Source organism: Streptomyces sp. NPDC043878 (assembly GCF_056435735.1).
Window position 1 is genome coordinate 49545 of the sequence record NZ_JBWKDW010000030.1, and the last position, 16938, is coordinate 66482.

The following is a 16938-nucleotide window of genomic DNA, read 5'->3' on the forward strand; positions in this document are numbered from 1 at the left end:
ACGGGACCACGCGGCTGAGCCGCAACCGCACGGCGCGGGACCACGCGGCTGAGCCGCAACCGCACGGCGCGGGACCACGCGGCTGAGCCGCAACCGCACGGCGCGGGACCACGCGGCTGAGCCGCAACCGCTGGAGTCGCATCCTGATCGTTGCCACGCCCGCTTCCGGCTCGCCCGGCCTCTCACCGAGGACCACCGCCGGCCAAGGGAGCAAGCCGCGGCCCCGGGTCACCGCGCTGACGTTCGGTGAGCCATGCGGCCTCAGTCTGCGGCCGGGGAGGCGAGCGGGGTGAGTTGGTGGATGTCGTGGCGGAGCCGTAGGGCCGCGATCCCGGCCTGATCCGGCGGCCCCGAGGCGCTCAGAAGGTCGGTGAGCTCCTGGAGGTAGGTCTCGTGCCCGGCCGGGGACACGAGGAACAGCATCCGGGCGGGTTCGGCGCCGGGGTTGGAGAATGCGTGCGGGCATCCGACGGGCACGAACATGAAGCTCCCGGGTCCGGGATTCCGGAGTGCGCGTCCGCGCCGTTGAGCGAGCTGTAGACCAGGTGCCCGCTGCCCAACTCCCCGGCAGGGTCCGCCACTGCCTTTCCCCGCCGCTCCTCGGCCACCACGCCTTCGGGACTGATCCGGGGGCCGACCATCATGGTCGGCACCAGGAACACGCCATGCACGCCCCTCATCGCCCTGCGAAGCGACGGCGGATCGTCCAGGTCGCCCACGACAAGGCCGGCTCCCGCCGCACCCAGCGCCCTGGCGGGGGGTGAATCGGAGTCGCGCACCAGGGCTTTGACGATGCCAAGTGGTCATCCGCTTCGGCCGGTTCCGTCGTAAGTCGTGGACGTATGTCGCTGTCCGTAATCTCCGGGTAGGGCTAGACTCCTTGAACAGGCCCCGGCCCCCGGCACTGATGCGTTGTTCCGCTCCGGGGAGGCCCGCCGTGTTCGTTCTGCTTCTCATCCCGATCGTGGTCCTGTTAGGCCTCGGCTTTCTCCATCCCCTCTGGTGGGTGGCCGCCGCCGTTTTGATCTTCGGTGCCACCCGCTACGGCCGCGATCGCGGCGGAGGCTGGATCCGCGGCGACGGTTCCGATCTCGGGGGCTACCGGGACTACCAGGAGCGCCGGGACCGTCAGGACCGCTGGGACCGCCGCTACAGCCGCCAGAACCGGGCGCGCTGGAGGCGCGAGGACCGTCGCGACCATGAACGCCGTGAATGACCGGCGAACCGGCCTGGCGTCCAAGGGTTCCGGGGCGGCATCCCGTCACGCCGGGCGCGCGACGAACGTGGAGGGGCGGATGCCGTGCAGCGCACCACCACGCTTCCGGAGGACTGGTGGGGGGTGGGGGCCGAGACCTCGGTGGAGGGGGACCCGGCGGGTCAGGATGTCGTGGGGCCGCCCCTTGACGCGGCGGGGCCTGCGGCGGCTCCGCGCGGAAGACCGAGGGTACGACTCACCACCGGCGGACGAGCCGTCCGGAAGGGAAGGGCCATGATTCACACAGCCGATGTCCGAGAGTGGCGTGACCGCGACGTCGTGGATGCGCAGTCGCACAAGATCGGAGTCCTGGAGGCGGTGTACGTGGACACCACCACGGACGAGCCGGCCATGGCCACGGTTCGCGCCGGGCTGCCCACGCGGCGTCGGCTGGTCTTCGTCCCCTTGGCGGACGCGACCGCCGGGCCGGACTATCTCAGGGTGTGTTACGCCAAAGCACTGGTGAGGCAGGCTCCCTCGATCGGCACCGACGACGTGCTGCCCGCCGAGCAGGAGGAAGCGATCTTCAAGCACTACGGACTCGCCTACCAGCCCGGTACGGCCGGCGAACGGCAACTGGCGCGCCGCTGACCGCTCCTGGGCAGGATGACGCTTCTGGACGGCGCTGCTCGACCTGCCCGGTCGAACAGGCCATGGGCATCCTGGCGAAGCTCGGGCGGGCCTCGACGGACCAGGCTTTCGAGGCGTCCGAGGTGTTCCGTCTCCGTGCCCGCGCCCTTCACGGCTGTCGACCCTGCTGCCGGAGGCGGATCGCGCCCCGCACCGGGCCGAGTTGGCGGCCGTTCAGGAGGCGCACCCGTCCGGTGGGCTGTCCGGGGCGATCCCGCGTTCGGGGCAGGCGCTCACCGGATGGTGCCGGTGTCCATCGGGCCGGGGGCGTCCCCGGCCCGGTCGATCAGCAACTGGACCCCGTCGAGGACGCGGTCGACGGCAAGTCGAGCGGGTCGATCCGGGTGGGGGCGTAGAAACCGTCGGCGATGGCCCGGGTCAGAGCCGGGAAGCGGTCGGCGTGGCGGTCGAGGAGTCCGGCGGTGAGGCGGGAGAACTCCTGGCTGTGCTCCTCGTCGAAGTCGACGAGCTGCTGGGCAGGGTGCGGCCGGTGCTCGGCGAATGACCCTGCCCATACCCACCCGACGTCCGCTGCCCGAGCACTCAGGTGCCCCTGTTCGAGAAGCGACACGACCACCAGGCACGCCACGCCTTCCGCCACCGCCGTCCGCCACCGGAGTGTGAGCAGCCTCAGCCGCTCGGCCCGGCTCCCCCTCCCCCTCCCCGTCCCATCCCCATCTCAGCGGTCGTCCATCCCCGCAGGTCACACGCGTGGGACTGTCCCGGCGTCCCAGAGCGGAGGCGGAGAGATCCGCCGCGGGGCGGGCGGTGCCAGCATGAGCGGCGCCGGGGCTCCCGGCTACTCACATGAGGGGGAACACAGATGGGACGACGGACGCTTCTGCGGGGTCTGACCCTCGCCGTGGCAGCGGTCCTGCCCCTGTGCGGGCCCGCGGCGGTGCAGGCGGCGGAGACCGCTGCCACCGCGGTCGCGGTCTGCGGGCACACCAGCGCACAGCCCACGCTGCAGCTGGGATCGACGGGTGACCCGGCGGTCGAGGCGCAGTGCGAGCTCAACCTGGCGACGAAGCCGAGCCGTTACACGCCGATCGCGGCGGACGGCTCGTTCGGGCCGGGGACGGAGACGCGGGTCAAGGAGTTCCAGCGGTGTGCCGGGCTGGGCGTGGACGGGGTGCTCGGCCCGCAGACCTGGGCGGCGCTGAACACCTGGGCCGCGCAACCCCACACCTGCGCGAGCCAGGGCACGTCGAGCGCGGCGCAGGCGACCGTGTGCGGCCACACCGGGACGCGCCCGACGCTGAAACGGGGTGCGACGGGCAGTGAGGTCGAGGAGGTGCAGTGCCGTCTGAACCTCGCCATGGAGCCGTTCCACTATCCGCCGCTGACGATCGACGGCGACTTCGGGGGCGGGACCGAGGCCCGGGTCGCCGAGCTGCAGAACTGCGCCAACCTCAGCGCCGACGGCGTCGTGGGACCCAACACCTGGGCGAAGCTGGTGGACTGGTCCAGCCGGAACACGTACTGCACGCCGCCGCGTCCCGCCGGCTACCCGATCGACGGCCTGGACACGGCCAAGTACCAGCACCCCGGCGGAGCGCCGATCGACTGGAAGGCCGTACGGGCCTCGGGGGTCGAGTTCGCGACGGTCAAGGCCACCCGGGGGCTGAACGTCACCGACGAATACCTCACCAGCGACCTCCAGGGCGCCAGGGCGGCGGGCCTGGCCGTCGCGCCGTACCACTTCTACACGGGCACGGCGGCCGACACGGGTGCCGCGCAGGCCGACCGGTTCATCGCCGCGGTGCGGGCGACCGGTTACACCGGGCAGCGGGCGGGCGACCTGCCGCCGATCTTCGACCTGGAGCGCATGGACGACGGCAGCGGCCGCTGCCCCACCTACGGCACGGTGGCCGACGCCAAGGTCTGGCTCGACCGGGTCGAGGCGGCGTTCGGCCGTACGCCGATGATCTACACCCAGAAGTCCTTCCTGGACGACTGCCTGGGCGCGACCACCGCCTTCGCCCGGTATCCGCTGCAACTCGCGGACTACCGCCAGTCGATCACCCAGCCGCCCGTGCCGACCGGGTCGACGACCTGGGCGATGTGGCAGTACACCGACTCCGCGCTGTTCCCGGGCATCAAGGCACCCGCGACCGGCGACGTGTTCAACGGCACCCAGGCCGATCTGGACCGTCTGGCCAACCGCTGATCCCCGCCGGACCGAGGAGGACCCCATGACCACCCCCCTGACCACCCGATGGGCACGCGCGTCCCTCGTCGCCCTGCTCGTCGCGCTGGGCTTCACCGTTCCGGTGCCCGCCTCGGCCGCCACAGCCGCCACGAGCTGCTACGGCGGGGCGGTGACGGTGCACTACGGGGACGTGCTCGACTTCGGCCCGTACCGGACCACGAGCCGCTGCACCGACATCAACATGCGCATGACCGGCGGAGACGCGGAGTACGTCGTCGCCTGCGTGAAGTTCGAGAAGACCGGCGTCTGCAACCACTGGACCAGGGTCGGCCGGAGCTGGACGACCATCGCCACCGACGTCCTGGACGGCACCAGGTTCACGGTGCCCAACGGGGTGGACCTGGAGGGCAGCTCCGCCACCCTGCAGATCGCCTTCTGACCCCCCTCACCCGAACGGAGACCACCATGATCCGGAGCAGGACGTTCGTCTCGGCCCTGTTCGCCGCGGCCGCGCTGCTGGGCGCCGGCATCGCGCCCGCCTCCGCCTCCGCGCACTCCCCGGCCGCCGCCACCAGCTGCTACGGCGGCGCCAAGACGCTGACGTACCACTACCAGGCAGCCGCCAAGGAGTACGGCACCTACACCACGTCCTCGCGGTGCGGCGACATCAACATGCGGCTCATCACGGACATCCCGGGGGTCTACCTGGACGCCTGTGTGGTGTTCACCGACCACACCACCAAGTGCAACAACGGCGACGCGTACACCACGCACGGCACCGAGTGGGGAACCGTCGCCACCGACGTCAAGGACGGCACGCACTTCGTCCTGCGCGTGCACGCCTATGACATCGACGCGCAGAACGTGACGTTCCAGCTCGCCTACTGACCTCCTCCCGCACCACCGTTCCTGAAAGGACGACGATGACCTCCTCCTTCCGTGCTCCCGTCAACCGCCGCGCCATGCTGCGTGGCACGCTCGCCGCCGGCGTCGGTGTCGCCTTCGGCCAGCTGCTCTTCTCCGGTGTCGCGCAGGCCTACTCGTGGTCGCGCACCCTGGGACAGGGCGACACCGGCGCCGACGTGACCGAGCTGCAGATCCGGGTGGCCGGCTGGGCGGCGGACAGCGCCGGTCACAGCCGGGTCGGCATCGACGGCGACTTCGGCGCCGGTACGGCGGCTGCCGTACGCCGGTTCCAGGCGGCGTACGGTCTGACGGCCGACGGCAGTGTCGGACCCAACACGCAGGCGAAGCTCAACGCGCTGGAGCAGTCGGACGGTTCCACGGTCCACTTCAACTGGAGCGAGTTCGTGGACCAGTCGAGCGGCACCTTCAACGGCGGCAAGGTGAGCGCGGCGGCGGCGAAGGAGAACGCCCGCCGCTGCATGTACAAGCTGGAGGCGCTGCGCAAGAAGCTGGGCGACAAGCCGATCACGGTCAACTCCGGCTTCCGCAGCATCGCGCACAACGCCGACATCGGCGGAGCCAGCGACAGCATGCACCTGTACGGCACCGCCGCCGACCTCGACGTGCCCGGCGTGGCCAACAAGACCGTCTACCAGAAGGCGGAGACCTGCGGGTTCTCCGGCCTTGAGACGTACACCGTCGACCACCAGCACGTCGACAGCCGGGCCGACCTGGGCCGCGACTGGTGGTGGGAGAACGGCACCGTCTGACGGCTTCGGTGATCAGGAGCCGGTCCCGGGTGCCGCGGCGGCGGTACCCGGGACCTCCGGGCGTCAGCTCTTCGGGCCGTCCTTCAGCGCCGCCTCGCAGGAGGGCCAGTCGTGGAAGTCGCGGCGGGCGCTCCACAGCCGGTGGGCCGCCCGGATGTTCCAGTCCGGGTCGAACGCCCGCCGGGGTGTGCCGCCGAGTTCCCGCAGACGGGCGTCGGAGATCTGGAACACGCCCCAGTTGCGGCTGCCGTTGGTGTTGGGCAGCACCCAGAGCGGGTCGAGGAACGACGCGCAGCGCGCGACGGCCACGGCGGTGCGGGGGTCTTCGGTGAACACCTCACGGATCCGCCGCGCCACCCTGTCCGGCGACCAGGTCGCCATACTCACCTTCCGCGCGTAGAGCGCCTTCTTGGTGGCGTCGTCGACCACGCTTCTGGCCGTCACACCCGCCAGCACCTGGAACGCGGTCAGTCTGCGCAGGGTCTCCGGCCCGAAGTCCCCGTCGACGGCGAGCCTGCCCTTCGCCAGCACCAGCAACCTCTGGACCTCGCGCACGCACTCGTCGTTCTGCCCCATGCTCACCGTTCTGCACGCCGGGGAGTACAGCAGTCCCTCGCGGGATGCCGGCGCGGCAGCGGGGGTGCGCCCGCTCGGCAGCCACACGAAGCCGGCCACCAGCACCACCGCGACCACGGCGGCCAGCACCGCGAAGGGGGAGGACAGCTTCGCGGACACCCGGGACCGCCGGGGCTCGCCGGTCTCGCCGGAGGCGGTCTCCGGCGGGGTGACGTCGTCCGCCTGTCCATGGTCCGCCGGCAGGGGTGCGGAAGGCTCCTCCGGGTGCGCACGCGTGCCGGCGGCCACGTCCGGGGCCGGTTCCGGTTCCGGTTCCGGGGTCAGCTTGGCGGTCGCGGCCGGTACGTCCCGGTCGGTGTCGGCCAGTGCCCACAGCCGGTGCAGTTCGCGGAGCTCCTCCGGACTGGCGCCGCACACCTTCGCGAAGGCGTGCACCACCCGGTAGTCCGCCGGGACGCTGAGGCCGGAGCAGTACCGGTGCAGACTGGAACCACTGACGCCCGCGTCCTTGCCCAGGCGGTCGTAGCCCCGGCCACTGCGGTCCTTCAGCATCCGAAGACAGGCGGCGAACTTCTCGGTTTGCGGAGACGCAACCACGCATCCACCCTTGCTCAAGCCTCTACTGACGGGTAGAAGCTACACCGCTGAGAAGAACTTGTGTGTGTCCTTTCACTTCCGGAACCTGGTCATCAACGCCTCGCTGTACGACCGTGTTTGACTGTCCGTCGATCCGCCGGGTCGGGTGTCGGGATGATCTTGCCGGGGTGGTGCGTGCGGAGGACTCGGCCAGTTCCGGTTCCAGTGGCGCGGCCGCCTCGGCCAGCGGGAAGCGGGCGGCGATCCGCGCGGTGAGGGCGCCGTCGCGCGGCAGGCCGAAGACCTGCGTGAGGTCGGTGCGGACGCGGGCCCGGAACGCCTCGGTCCCGGCGACCGCCCACCGCCCAGCCCGGGAGGTTCAGGTCGTACCGCGCAGCGCGTCCCAGGTGTCATGGCCCACGACGCCGTCGGCGTCCAGCCCCTTGTCGCTCTGGAAGGCGCGGACCGCGGACGTCGTCCCGGGGCCGAAGTCGCCGTCCACGCCGGAACCGCCCACGCTGTAGCCGCGCTTGGTCAGCATGCACTGCGCCTGAAGCACGTGCTTGCCGCTGTCCCCCTCGCGTGTGCGTCCCTTGCCCTTGTAGTAGGTGCAGTCGGAGATCCAGGGCGGGGTGGCGGCGGGCTCCGAGGCCGCGGTGCTCGGCGGCGGGGCGCTGTCGGGGGAACCGGTGGCGCGGGTGCCGGGAGCGGGGGAGGTGGCGTCCGCGCCGCCGGGTGCGGACTTCGAGACCCCGGGGTGCGCCGGGGCGTGATCGGTGGCGGTCCCGGTGCGGACGTTTCTGCCGGACGTGCCCTCGACGAACGCGTCCCGCGGGGTGCCGGACGCGGCCGGGGAGCCGGCGTCGCCGGGCACGACGGCGGCCGGGGACCTTCGGCCGGCCGCCGGGGGGTGGGCGGTGGCGGAGGTGTCCGGACGGGTGAGCGTGAACACCCCGGCTGCCACGGCACACGCGGCGAGGCCCGCGCCCACGGCCAGAGCCGCCTTCCTCCGCCGGGTCCGGGTCCGGGCGGGGGTCTCCACCTCGGGTAACGGCTCCGGCGCGGCCGGCTCCGGCCGGGCGTCCGCGGGGCGGGAACGGGCCCTCCGCTCGACGGGGAGGCGGTACAGCACCTCGTACGCCCGCTGCCGGGCCAGCACCCTGGCGCCCAGCGGCTCCGCCCACCCGGCGGTCCCGGCAGCCGTCCCGGACCGGGCCACGGCCGCCTCGACGAGGTCCCGCGGAGCGGGCCGGCTCGCGGGATCCTTGGCCAGGCAGGCGGACAGCAGCGAACCCAGCGCCGGGTCCGCCGCCGCGATCCGGCCGAGCAGCTCCGGATCGGGTTCCTCGAACGCCACCCGGTGCATCACGTCCACCCCCGTGCCGTCGCCGAAGGGGGCGCGTCCCGCCGCCGCGTAGACCAGTGTCCCGGCCAGCGAGAACACGTCCGACGCCGTGTCGGACCGGCCCGTGCGCAGGTGCTCCGGAGACATGTAGGCCGGGGTGCCGACCCGGTTGCCCGTGCCGGTGATCGAACTCGCGTCCACCGCCTTCGAGATGCCGAAGTCGATCACATGGGCGCCCCGGACGGACAGCAGGACGTTGGACGGCTTCAGGTCCCGGTGCACGATCTCCGCCGCGGCGAGACCGGCCAGCGCACGCCCCAGTTCCGCCGTCAGCCGCCAGACCGTGGCCGTGTCCAGGGCGCCGTCCTCGCGTACGGCCTCCGCGAGGTCGATCCCCGGGACGTACTCGGTGGCCATCCACAGCAGCGCGTCCCGGAACCCGGTGCCGCACAGTCCGGGGGTGTGGGGGGTGCGCAACCGGGCGTGCACCGACGCCTCACGCTCGAACCGGTGCCGGAACCTGGCGTCCTCCGCGTACTCCGGCCTGATCACCTTCACCGCGACCAGCCCGGGGCTGTCGTCCACCGGACGCGCCAGATAGACCCGCCCCATACCGCCGCTGCCGAGCAGTGCCAGCGGCACGTAGGGTCCGACCTGGGCCGGGTCACCGGGGTGCAGGGGAGACGCGCCGGCCTGGCGCAGTGCGGCGGTCCCGCCCGCCGCCGCTTCCGGTGGCACCGGCCGCTGTTCCGCCACGAATCCCCCGAAGTGCTACACGTCGTACGCCAGTTCGTCACGCAGAGGAGACGAGGCTAACCCAGCGCTGCCGTGAGTTCCCGGGTTCCCGCCGCTTCCGGCCGCCCACTTCCACGCCGGCCTCCGTGCGGGGCGGCGGGTCACTCCAGCGTCGCGTACACGATGAGGTTGTTCACCGGGTGGCCCTGGGCGTCGAAGTCGCCGTCGCAGGTGATCAGCCGGAGGGCGTGGTCGGTGGTGGAGCCGTAGACCCGCTGGGTGGGGAAGGCGGTCTTGCTGACGCTCTCGGTGGACGTGACGGTGAAGTGCGAAGCCTTCCCCCGCTCGTCGGTGACGGTGATGTCCGCGCCTTTGGTGATCTTCCTGAGGTCGTGGAACACGGCCCTGCCGAAGCGGGTGTCGTTGTGGCCGATGATGACGGCGGCACCGGCCTGACCGGGCACCGCGCTCCCGGTGTACCAGCCGGCCGTCATCCCCTTGTCGGACGGCGGCACCTCGACGGTTCTGTCCGCGTTGAGGCCGAGCCTCAGCAGCGAACTGCTCACCCCGATCGAGGGGATGGCGACCTTGGCGGGCGCCGCCACCCGCGCGGCCCGCGCGGTGCCGGGGGAGGGGGTGGCGAGGGCGGCGGCGGGAGCGGCGGCGGGTGCGGGCGCGGCGGACGAGCAGCCGGAGAGTACGGCGAGGACCACGGGGACGACGAGCGCGAGGCGGGCGGACACCGGCGGGGTGCCACGACGCCGTACGGGACGGGGTGCAGGGGACAAGACGGGCTCCAGGGCAGGACCGGGTGAAGAAGCGGTGGGGGGGGGGGGGGGGGGGGGGGGGGGGGGGGAGAGGGGGGGAGGAGAGGGGGGGGGGGGGGGGGGGGGGGGGGTCCCCCACCCCCAAGGGAGCCCACCCTCGTTGAGGTGCGCCAACCACCCCCCGCCCCCCCCCCCCCCCCCCACCGCCCCCCCCCCCCCCCCCCCCCCCCCCCCCCCCCCCCCCCCCCCCCCCCCCCCCCCCCCCCCCGGCTCGACGGGCCGGCTCAGCCGTTGCGGTGCCCTGCCGAGCGACGGCGCAGGACGAGGGTTCCGGCGCCGGCCAGCAGCAGGGCGCCGGCCGCCGAACCGGCCAGCGGGACGACGTTGCTGTCGTCCGCGGGCGCCTCACCCGCGGCGACGCCGCCGCGCGGGGCGCCGGCGCCCGCCTTGGCGGCCTCCTGCTTCTTGCGCTCCTCGGGCGACAGGGTCTTGGAGTCCGTGGCCCGCTTGGCGGCCTCGGCCTTCCGCTTGTCGGCGGCTGCCTTCTGCGCGGCGGTCTGCTGCCGGCTCGCGGACGCGGACGGCGCCGCGCTCGGGTCGTCGGCGAAGGCCGCGGAGGCCGGCACGACCAGCGCGCCGGCCGCGACGGCGGTCAGCACGGCGAGACGGAGGGTGAGATGGCGGGACATGTATCGCTCCAGTTCCAGCCCGGCCTTGGTGGTACCTGGATGCCTAGCCGCACCAGGTTCCGGGCTTGGCCCCACACTGGAGACCGCTTGTGAAGAAGCTGTCAGAAAGCCATGGCCGCGGCGTCATGGCGTCACGGTTCCGGAGCGGAGGGGCCTCACGCGGCAGGGCCCGGTTCGCCGGCCGGTGGGGCCGGGAGGCGCAGGGTGAAGACGGAGCCCCGGCCCTCGACGCTGGTGACCGTCGCCGTCCCGCCGTGGGCCTCGGCGAGCTTGAGGACGATCGCCAGGCCCAGGCCGCTGCCGCCGGTGCTGCGGTTACGGGACTTCTCCGCCCGCCAGAAGCGGTCGAACACATGGGGCAGGTCGTCCGCCGGGATACCGCTGCCGGTGTCGGCCACCTCCACGGCCACCTGTCCGGAACTCGCGGGGTCCGCAGGGTCCTTGAGGTCCGTGGGGCCACTGGAGGCCCCGGCGCCCGTGGCGTCCGTGACGTACGAGCGCAGGGTCACCCGGCCGCCGGGAGGTGTGTGCCGTACGGCGTTGGAGACCAGGTTGCTGACGGCCTGGCGCAGTCGCACCGGGTCGGCGTCCAGCAGGGGCGGCGCGGGCGAACCCGCGGGTGCCGCGGCGACCGACAGGGTGACGCCCGCGCTCTCCGCCAGCGCCTGGTGTGCCGCGGCGACCTGCCCGAGCAGGTCGCCGACGCGGACGGGCTCCCGGTGCAGGCGCAGGGCCCCCGCGTCGGCCGCCCCCAGGTCCTGGAGGTCGTCGATGATGTGCTGGAGCTGCACGGCCTCCTCCAGGAGCGAGGAGACGAACACCGGGTCCGGATCGGCCAGACCGTCCTGTGCCGCCTCCAGCCAGCCCCGGATGTTGCTCAGCGGGGTCCGCAGTTCGTGGGCGACGTCGCTGACCATCACCTTGCGCTGCTCCTCCAGCCGGGCGCGGTGCTCGGCCATGTCGTTGAAGGCGGCCGTCAGCCGGCCGATCTCGTTGTCCGGGCCGACCGGTACGGGCGCCGGTCCCAGCCCGTCCCGCATCCGCTGGGCGGCACCCGTGAGCGCGTGCAGCGGGCGCACGAGGCGGGCACCGGCGATCACCGACGCGCCGACGGTCAGGGCCAGGACGAGAGCCGTGACTCCGGCGATGCGCGCGGTGTTCCCGGGGGAGAGGTCGAAACCGGGCACGCTGACGGCACCGGGATCGTCGATGAACAGCAGGGCGGGCGCGGCGACATAGGCGGTGAGCTGCTCGCGGCGGGCGCTGCCGACGCAGGAGGCGACGGCCCGGTCGTAGGTGCTGCTGTGGGCGGCGGCGGCCGCCCGGTCCGCGGCCATCTTCTGCGCGAGCGCCCGTTCCTCGCCCGGCTTCGCGAGGCCCGCCTTCACCCGGGCCGCCTCCTCCGCGGTCAGCTTGGTCCCGACATCCAGCGCCGAGTCGTAACCCGGGTCGCGCGGGGCTTCCTGTCCGTAGCCGCGGTCCCAGGACAGGTCCAGGTTCAGGTGTACGCCCCTGCGGCCCTGACGTTTCAGGCAGGCGTCGGCCAGCTGGTTGAGGGCGTGCAGGGCCTTCCGCTCGGTCGGGGTCGGGGCGGCCGCCCCGACGGCCAGGCACTTCTCCTCCATCATGCGGTCGTTGTCGTTGCTCACGAACTGGATGCGTGGACGTCCGCTCGGGCTCTGGACGATGTCCGCAGCGATACCGGCCCGGTTCAGACAGGTGATGCTCTCCGTGGTGGACCGCCGCAGCGGGGCCCGCTCCCTGGCCGGCAGCAGGAACGGTCCCACGGCGCGCGGATCGACCCGGTCCGTGCCGGCGGCGGCGGTGTCGGGCACCAGCACGCTGTCGACGGAGAGCGGGTCGACGACCGCGGACGCCTGGGGCGGCAGCGGCGCTGCGGACGAGGTGTCCGGGGAGGCGGCGCCCGAGGAGTCGGAGAGCGGCCGCCGGTCCTGGGTGGTCAGCACGATCCGCCGCTGGGACTGCCGGGCCAGTTCGCGCACGGTGGCGTCGACGCCCTCCCAGCCGGGATGGGTGGCCGCGTACCCCAGCAGGGTGTTGTAGATCGTGGCGTCGGCGCTGAGGTTCTGCCCCTGCTCCTGGCGGATCGCGCCGGACGTCGTCTGCACGGCGAGCCAGGCGGTGGCGGCCACCGAGCAGGAGGCGACCAGCGCCGACACGGTCAGCAGCCGGCCCAGCAGGCTCCTTCGCAGCGGCAGCCGCGTCCCCCGGTCACGACGACGCATGACGTACGTTCCTCGCCGGGTCCGTCAGCTTGTACCCGACGCCGAAGACGGTGAGCAGCCGGTCCGGGCGCCGCGGGGCGCGTTCGATCTTCTTGCGGAGATGCATGACGTGCACGTCCACGGTGCGGCGGCTGATGTACTTGTCGAAGCCGTGCAGCTCCTCCAGCAGCCGCTGCCGGGTGAACACGCGGTCGGGTTCCGCCGCCATCGCGGCGAGGATGCGGAACTCACCGGGCGTGCACACCACCGCAGCCGACTCCACCCACACCTCGTGCCGGGCCGGGTCCACCCGGAGCGTGCCGACGGTCAGCACGTCGTCCTCGGCGGCTGCGACGGCCGCGGGGCCCGCGGTGGGGGCGGGGCCGGCGGCGTGCCGGTGGCGGCGCAGCAGGGTCCGTACCCGGGCCACCAGCTCGCGCGGGCTGAACGGCTTGGTCATGTAGTCGTCCGCACCGAGATCCAGCCCCAGCAGCAGATCGTCCTCGGTGCTGCGGGCCGTCAGCATCAGCACCGGCATCTCCCGGCCCTCGGCGCGCAGTATCCGCACCACGTCGAGGCCGTCCGCGCGGGGCATCATCACATCGAGGACGAGCAGGTCGGGTGCTCTTCGCCGCACCTCCTCCAGCGCGGCGCGTCCGTCCGCGACGACCGTCACGCTGTGCCCCTCGTGCTCCAGGTAGCGGCGCACCAGTTCGGCCTGCTTCGCGTCGTCTTCGGCGACCATGATGTTTGCGTCCACACCGAGGATCGTAACGAGCGCGCGTTCGAGGGCAGCGGTAACTGGCCTCACCGCGGCGGGAGTTCGCTGAGGCGGGCGGAGGGCGTACGGTGCTGGGGCGGCCGTCCGGCGCCTCGCCGGTTCAGGCCTGGAACTCGGTCAGGTCGATGTGGTGGACGCGCAGCGGGAAGCCGTGCACCGGGTGGGCCGTCTCGCGGTCCTCCGTCATGCCGAGCTTGCGGATGACGTTCTCGGAGGCGTCGTCGCCCGGCCGGGTGATGCTGATGACGCGATCGAGGCCACGGTCCTGGAGCGCGAACTCCAAGGTGGCCTGGGCGGCTTCGGACGCGTATCCCTGGCCCCAGAACTGTGCGCCGAACTGCCAGCTGATCGCCACGGCGGGCAGTACCTCCGGCAGGAACCCGGGGACCGACAGACCCGTGACGCCGGCCAGTTCCCCGGAGCCCAGCAGCTCGACGGCGAAGAGGCCGAAGCCCTCCTCGTCCCACTCCTCCTCCCACCGCTCCACGGCCTCGGCGGTCTGCTCCAGGTCGAGCACCGAGCCGTCGCCGACCCAGCGCATGACGTACGGGTCCGCGGTGATCTCCGCCAGGGGCACGAGGTCGTCGTCGTCCCAGCGGCGGAGCAGGAGGCGAGGGGTGTGGATCTCGGTCATGGCGCCCATCCTGCCCAAGGCGGGGGCCACACCGGTAATCGACGCGGGTCGGCCGGCGGGACGGGGGGTGCGCCGGGCGGGCGGATCGCGGGTCGGCCGGCGGTACGGGGGTGCTTAGGGCGGGCGGTTCGCGGGTCGGCCGGCGGTACGGGGGTGCTTCGGGCGGGCGGTTCGCGGGTCGGCCGGCCGGACGGGGGCGGAGGAGGTGAGGGGCCGCGAGGCCCGGGGGTGGGCGGCGGCCCCGGCCGGGGGGTCGGGGCCGCGTGTCAAGATGGACGTGCCCCCGCCGCCGATCCACCGACCCGACCGACCCATCGAGGTTTCCGTGACCAAGCCCATGGCCCGCGAGCCGATGCGACGCAATTCGCGGTCCAACCGGGCGCGCATCCTGGCCACGGCCCGCCGGGAGCTGGGGCGGAACCCCGACGTCACGCTGGAGGAGCTGGCGCAGGCCGCCGGTGTCGTACGACGGACGCTGTTCGGCCACTTCCCCGGGCGTGCGGCGCTGTTGGAGGCGCTCGCCGAGGAGGCCGCGGAGACCATCCGGGGCACGGTCGCGGCCGGGGCGAGAAGGGCGACGGAGCCGCCCGAGCGGGCGCTCGCCCACTTCTTCTTCTCGCTGTGGCCGGTGGGCGACCGCTACCGCATGCTCCTGGCACTGGCCCGGCGCGATCTCGGCGCCGAACGCGTGGCGGAGGTGCTGGCGCCCGCCCGCGAGCAGGCCACAGCCATCCTGGAACGAGGCCAGCGCGACGGTGTCTTCCAGCGGCACCTGCCGCCCGCGGTACTGAGCGCCGGCATCGAGGCCATGACGGTCGCCCTCCTGGAGGAGGTCAACACCGGGGCGTTCAAGGACGACGGAACCCGGGTCGCGATCGCCACGCTGATCGCCGCCGGTGTGCCGGAGAAGCGGGCGGGCGCCGTGGTCGAGGACGTCTCCGCCGCCGCGTCGGCGGAGACGGAGACGGCCGCCGACGCCTGAGGGGGCCTCTGCCTGGAGGCTGGGCGGGACCTGCCCGGCGCCCGATCGGGGCCGCCCGGCCCTTGGCCGGGACGTGCCCGGCGCGCCGGCCCGGGAACCACTCGACGCCCACCCGGGACCTGCTTGACGCCCGCCCGGGACGTGCCTGGCACCCGCCTGGCGCCCTTGACCGGGCCACGCTCGGCGGCCGCCCGGAACCCCCCGGCGCCTAACCGGGACCCGTCGGCCTCCCGCCTCGTCCGCTACCTCTGCCCGTCGGCGTCCGTGCCGTCGTCCTGTGTGTCGTCGCGGTCGCCTTCCGCCTGGGAGGGGGTGGGGTGCGGCGGGGACGGGTGGCCGGTGCGGTTGAGGGTGTCCGGCTCGTCTGGCTCGCCCTCGGCCTGGGGCGGGGTGTGCTCGCTCATCGTGCTGCCTCCTCCCCGAGGAGCGGACCGGCGGCCGGCCCGAACGTCTTCGTGATCTGGTACCGGTGCAGTTCCTCCAGCCGGCGCAGCTGGTCGTGGGCCCGTTCGAGCAGGGCGTCCAGCCGGCCGGCGTCCAGGCGTTCGTCGTGGCCGGTCAGGTGGCGCAGGGTCTCCCAGCAGGCCGCCTTGCCGCTCACGCCGGTGCGCAGGACCTCCAGCTCCACCAGCGGGGTGAGCGGGGAGCGGCGCACCAGGCGGCCGTTGGTCTTCAGCCGACCCGCCTTCTCGGCCAGGGAGCCGGCGACCACCTTGTACCGGCGGACGGGCACGCCGAGCCGGCGCATGATCTCCAGGAGACTCGCCCGGTCCTCGGCGATCTCCTCGGCGAGCCGCCCCACGACCGCCGCGAGCGCCGCGTCCTGCTCGGCGCCGGCCAGGTACCGGACCCGTTCGACGCCGGCGGTGGCACCGGCGAGGTGGTCGTTGAGGTAGATGCCCAGCAGTCCGGTACGACCCTCGCGGCCGTCGTGGCCTTCCTCGCCCTCGTGGCCGTCCTGGGCGTCCGGCTGGTCTTCCGTGCGGTCCTGCATCGAAGGTCCCCTCGTGATGACGGGCGGCCGGTGTCGGTACCGACCGGCGGCCGTCGACTCCCGGCGGTGGCCCGGCGGCGTCGCCCGCCGGCTTGTCGGCACCGACCGAGTCACCCTTCTCGGCCCCGCCACACCTCACCCCGTCCCGCCGGCCTGCCGCCGCCACCCGCTTCGGTGGGTGATCGCCGTGCGCAGGGCCACGCGGACGCGTTTCCGGTGGCGGGGGCCGTCGCCCCTCGGCGCTCGCCGTGACCGCCCGGGCGACCGTGTGAGGGTTGGTGTCGGAGAGCGCGGCACCGTCCGGGCGGACCGCGAAGCGGCGGACGGCCGGGCGGAAAGGGCACTCCGGTCGGCCGCTTCGGACAGGGGGCCGGTGGTGTCCGGCCCGGTCAGCTCCAGGATCCGGCGCGGCCGGGCGTTCCAGCGGGTGGCCGACACGGCCGTACGGCTCCGGTCGCGGTGGCCGTCGGGAAGCTCCGGGAACTGGAGGCCGCCCGCGCCCACGAAGCGCATGCCGGACATGTCCAGATCGCTCCGGCGGACGTCAGGCGGCAGCGTCGCCGGCGTCCTCGCCAGGGTGCCCGCGCAACCGTGCACGAACTCCCCCCGGGGCGCCGGCACGACCCGGCCGGCCTCCGCCGCGCCGTACTCGTCCTCCGCGTACCGGTCGATGACCAAGGTGTCGAGCCGTGCCGCGAGAGACACGCTTGGGGTCATTTGTCCCCCTCGTCGGTCCCCACCCTGGTCGTTCGTGACGATCCGCACCACTGTACGGTTCGCCTGCCCGCCCTCCTGCGTAGTAGACATGGGTCCGGGGAACGAGGAAAAGCCGTGATCGCGTGTGCGAACCCCGCCGGACGCGGGCAGGGGAGTGGGAGACGGAGTGGGCGACCGGTATCAGGTCCTGTCCGGAGTCGTCGG

19 protein-coding genes and 1 pseudogene are annotated in these 16938 nt (G+C 73.4%); 7 read left to right on the top strand and 13 right to left on the bottom strand.

The genetic code is table 11. From position 1 onward, the window contains the following. Window positions 1–261: 261 nt before the first annotated feature. Window positions 262–483, bottom strand: a complete 222-nt coding sequence (locus tag AC07AZ_RS32415; protein ID WP_478854227.1) for a cupin domain-containing protein — start codon at window positions 481–483, stop codon at window positions 262–264. Window positions 484–551: 68 nt separating this feature from the next. Then, window positions 552–779 (bottom strand): annotated as a pseudogene (locus AC07AZ_RS32420) (NmrA family NAD(P)-binding protein); the annotation flags it as partial. Window positions 780–937: 158 nt separating this feature from the next. Here AC07AZ_RS32420 and AC07AZ_RS32425 point away from each other — a divergent pair. Beyond that, complete coding sequence (locus tag AC07AZ_RS32425) at window positions 938–1216, top strand: hypothetical protein (RefSeq protein ID WP_478854116.1); 279 nt, start codon at window positions 938–940, stop codon at window positions 1214–1216. A gap of 273 nt (window positions 1217–1489) precedes the next feature. Beyond that, a complete protein-coding gene (locus tag AC07AZ_RS32430; protein ID WP_478854118.1) occupies window positions 1490–1846 on the top strand; it encodes a PRC-barrel domain-containing protein in 357 nt (118 codons plus the stop codon). A 325-nt stretch (window positions 1847–2171) separates the two neighbouring features. Here the strand turns inward: AC07AZ_RS32430 and AC07AZ_RS32435 are convergent, their stop codons facing one another. Beyond that, a complete protein-coding gene (locus AC07AZ_RS32435; RefSeq protein ID WP_478854120.1) occupies window positions 2172–2486 on the bottom strand; it encodes a hypothetical protein in 315 nt (104 codons plus the stop codon). Between the two features lie 222 nt (window positions 2487–2708). Between AC07AZ_RS32435 and AC07AZ_RS32440 the strand changes: the two genes are divergently transcribed. Genes AC07AZ_RS32440 through AC07AZ_RS32455 form a run of 4 tightly spaced genes read left to right on the top strand, consistent with a single transcriptional unit; the run spans window position 2709 to window position 5713 of the window. Beyond that, window positions 2709–4055, top strand: coding sequence for a GH25 family lysozyme (locus tag AC07AZ_RS32440; RefSeq protein WP_478854122.1), 1347 nt, complete (start codon window positions 2709–2711; stop codon window positions 4053–4055). Window positions 4056–4080: 25 nt separating this feature from the next. Beyond that, window positions 4081–4476, top strand: coding sequence for a hypothetical protein (locus AC07AZ_RS32445; protein WP_478854124.1), 396 nt, complete (start codon window positions 4081–4083; stop codon window positions 4474–4476). Between the two features lie 26 nt (window positions 4477–4502). Then, complete coding sequence (locus AC07AZ_RS32450) at window positions 4503–4925, top strand: hypothetical protein (protein WP_478854126.1); 423 nt, start codon at window positions 4503–4505, stop codon at window positions 4923–4925. Window positions 4926–4960: 35 nt separating this feature from the next. After that, window positions 4961–5713, top strand: coding sequence for a D-Ala-D-Ala carboxypeptidase family metallohydrolase (locus AC07AZ_RS32455; protein ID WP_478854128.1), 753 nt, complete (start codon window positions 4961–4963; stop codon window positions 5711–5713). Between the two features lie 63 nt (window positions 5714–5776). Here the strand turns inward: AC07AZ_RS32455 and AC07AZ_RS32460 are convergent, their stop codons facing one another. From AC07AZ_RS32460 to AC07AZ_RS32490, 7 genes are all read right to left on the bottom strand, one after another. Further along, window positions 5777–6886: a helix-turn-helix domain-containing protein gene (locus AC07AZ_RS32460; protein WP_478854130.1), complete on the bottom strand. Its 1110-nt coding sequence runs from the start codon at window positions 6884–6886 to the stop codon at window positions 5777–5779. A 358-nt stretch (window positions 6887–7244) separates the two neighbouring features. Then, complete coding sequence (locus AC07AZ_RS32465) at window positions 7245–8966, bottom strand: protein kinase domain-containing protein (RefSeq protein ID WP_478854132.1); 1722 nt, start codon at window positions 8964–8966, stop codon at window positions 7245–7247. A 140-nt stretch (window positions 8967–9106) separates the two neighbouring features. Beyond that, entirely contained in the window at window positions 9107–9733 is a 627-nt protein-coding gene (locus tag AC07AZ_RS32470) for a class F sortase (RefSeq protein ID WP_478854134.1), read from the bottom strand. A gap of 263 nt (window positions 9734–9996) precedes the next feature. Continuing rightward, the gene (locus AC07AZ_RS32475; RefSeq protein ID WP_478854136.1) at window positions 9997–10401 is read right to left on the bottom strand and encodes a sortase-dependent protein; all 405 of its coding nucleotides are present in this window, start codon (window positions 10399–10401) and stop codon (window positions 9997–9999) included. Between the two features lie 155 nt (window positions 10402–10556). Continuing rightward, on the bottom strand, window positions 10557–12647 hold the full coding sequence (locus tag AC07AZ_RS32480) for a sensor histidine kinase (protein WP_478854138.1): 2091 nt from the start codon (window positions 12645–12647) through the stop codon (window positions 10557–10559). Then, window positions 12634–13371, bottom strand: a complete 738-nt coding sequence (locus AC07AZ_RS32485) for a response regulator transcription factor (protein WP_478854225.1) — start codon at window positions 13369–13371, stop codon at window positions 12634–12636. Before AC07AZ_RS32485 ends, AC07AZ_RS32480 begins: the two co-directional genes overlap by 14 nt. Window positions 13372–13507: 136 nt before the next feature. Then, complete coding sequence (locus AC07AZ_RS32490) at window positions 13508–14041, bottom strand: GNAT family N-acetyltransferase (protein WP_478854140.1); 534 nt, start codon at window positions 14039–14041, stop codon at window positions 13508–13510. Between the two features lie 325 nt (window positions 14042–14366). Between AC07AZ_RS32490 and AC07AZ_RS32495 the strand changes: the two genes are divergently transcribed. After that, window positions 14367–15023, top strand: a complete 657-nt coding sequence (locus tag AC07AZ_RS32495) for a TetR/AcrR family transcriptional regulator (RefSeq protein ID WP_478854142.1) — start codon at window positions 14367–14369, stop codon at window positions 15021–15023. 242 nt (window positions 15024–15265) lie between these two features. Here the strand turns inward: AC07AZ_RS32495 and AC07AZ_RS32500 are convergent, their stop codons facing one another. From AC07AZ_RS32500 to AC07AZ_RS32510, 3 genes are all read right to left on the bottom strand, one after another. Then, complete coding sequence (locus AC07AZ_RS32500; protein WP_478854144.1) at window positions 15266–15427, bottom strand: hypothetical protein; 162 nt, start codon at window positions 15425–15427, stop codon at window positions 15266–15268. Beyond that, window positions 15424–16017, bottom strand: coding sequence for a hypothetical protein (locus tag AC07AZ_RS32505; protein WP_478854146.1), 594 nt, complete (start codon window positions 16015–16017; stop codon window positions 15424–15426). Before AC07AZ_RS32505 ends, AC07AZ_RS32500 begins: the two co-directional genes overlap by 4 nt. Before the next feature lie 135 nt (window positions 16018–16152). Next, window positions 16153–16734 carry a hypothetical protein gene (locus AC07AZ_RS32510; RefSeq protein ID WP_478854148.1) on the bottom strand — a complete coding sequence of 194 codons (582 nt, stop codon included), beginning with the start codon at window positions 16732–16734 and terminating at the stop codon, window positions 16153–16155. Window positions 16735–16938 lie beyond the last annotated feature (204 nt).

Excerpts from the sequence above, each read along its gene's own strand:
- AC07AZ_RS32415 (WP_478854227.1), bottom strand. The coding sequence starts at position 483 with ATGTTCGTGCCCGTCGGATGCCCGCACGCATTCTCCAACCCCGGCGCC.
- AC07AZ_RS32430 (WP_478854118.1), top strand. The coding sequence starts at position 1,490 with ATGATTCACACAGCCGATGTCCGAGAGTGGCGTGACCGCGACGTCGTG.
- AC07AZ_RS32440 (WP_478854122.1), top strand. The coding sequence starts at position 2,709 with ATGGGACGACGGACGCTTCTGCGGGGTCTGACCCTCGCCGTGGCAGCG.
- AC07AZ_RS32445 (WP_478854124.1), top strand. The coding sequence starts at position 4,081 with ATGACCACCCCCCTGACCACCCGATGGGCACGCGCGTCCCTCGTCGCC.
- AC07AZ_RS32450 (WP_478854126.1), top strand. The coding sequence starts at position 4,503 with ATGATCCGGAGCAGGACGTTCGTCTCGGCCCTGTTCGCCGCGGCCGCG.
- AC07AZ_RS32455 (WP_478854128.1), top strand. The coding sequence starts at position 4,961 with ATGACCTCCTCCTTCCGTGCTCCCGTCAACCGCCGCGCCATGCTGCGT.
- AC07AZ_RS32475 (WP_478854136.1), bottom strand. The coding sequence starts at position 10,401 with ATGTCCCGCCATCTCACCCTCCGTCTCGCCGTGCTGACCGCCGTCGCG.
- AC07AZ_RS32480 (WP_478854138.1), bottom strand. The coding sequence starts at position 12,647 with ATGCGTCGTCGTGACCGGGGGACGCGGCTGCCGCTGCGAAGGAGCCTG.
- AC07AZ_RS32485 (WP_478854225.1), bottom strand. The coding sequence starts at position 13,371 with ATGGTCGCCGAAGACGACGCGAAGCAGGCCGAACTGGTGCGCCGCTAC.
- AC07AZ_RS32490 (WP_478854140.1), bottom strand. The coding sequence starts at position 14,041 with ATGACCGAGATCCACACCCCTCGCCTCCTGCTCCGCCGCTGGGACGAC.
- AC07AZ_RS32500 (WP_478854144.1), bottom strand. The coding sequence starts at position 15,427 with ATGAGCGAGCACACCCCGCCCCAGGCCGAGGGCGAGCCAGACGAGCCG.
- AC07AZ_RS32505 (WP_478854146.1), bottom strand. The coding sequence starts at position 16,017 with ATGCAGGACCGCACGGAAGACCAGCCGGACGCCCAGGACGGCCACGAG.
- AC07AZ_RS32510 (WP_478854148.1), bottom strand. The coding sequence starts at position 16,734 with ATGACCCCAAGCGTGTCTCTCGCGGCACGGCTCGACACCTTGGTCATC.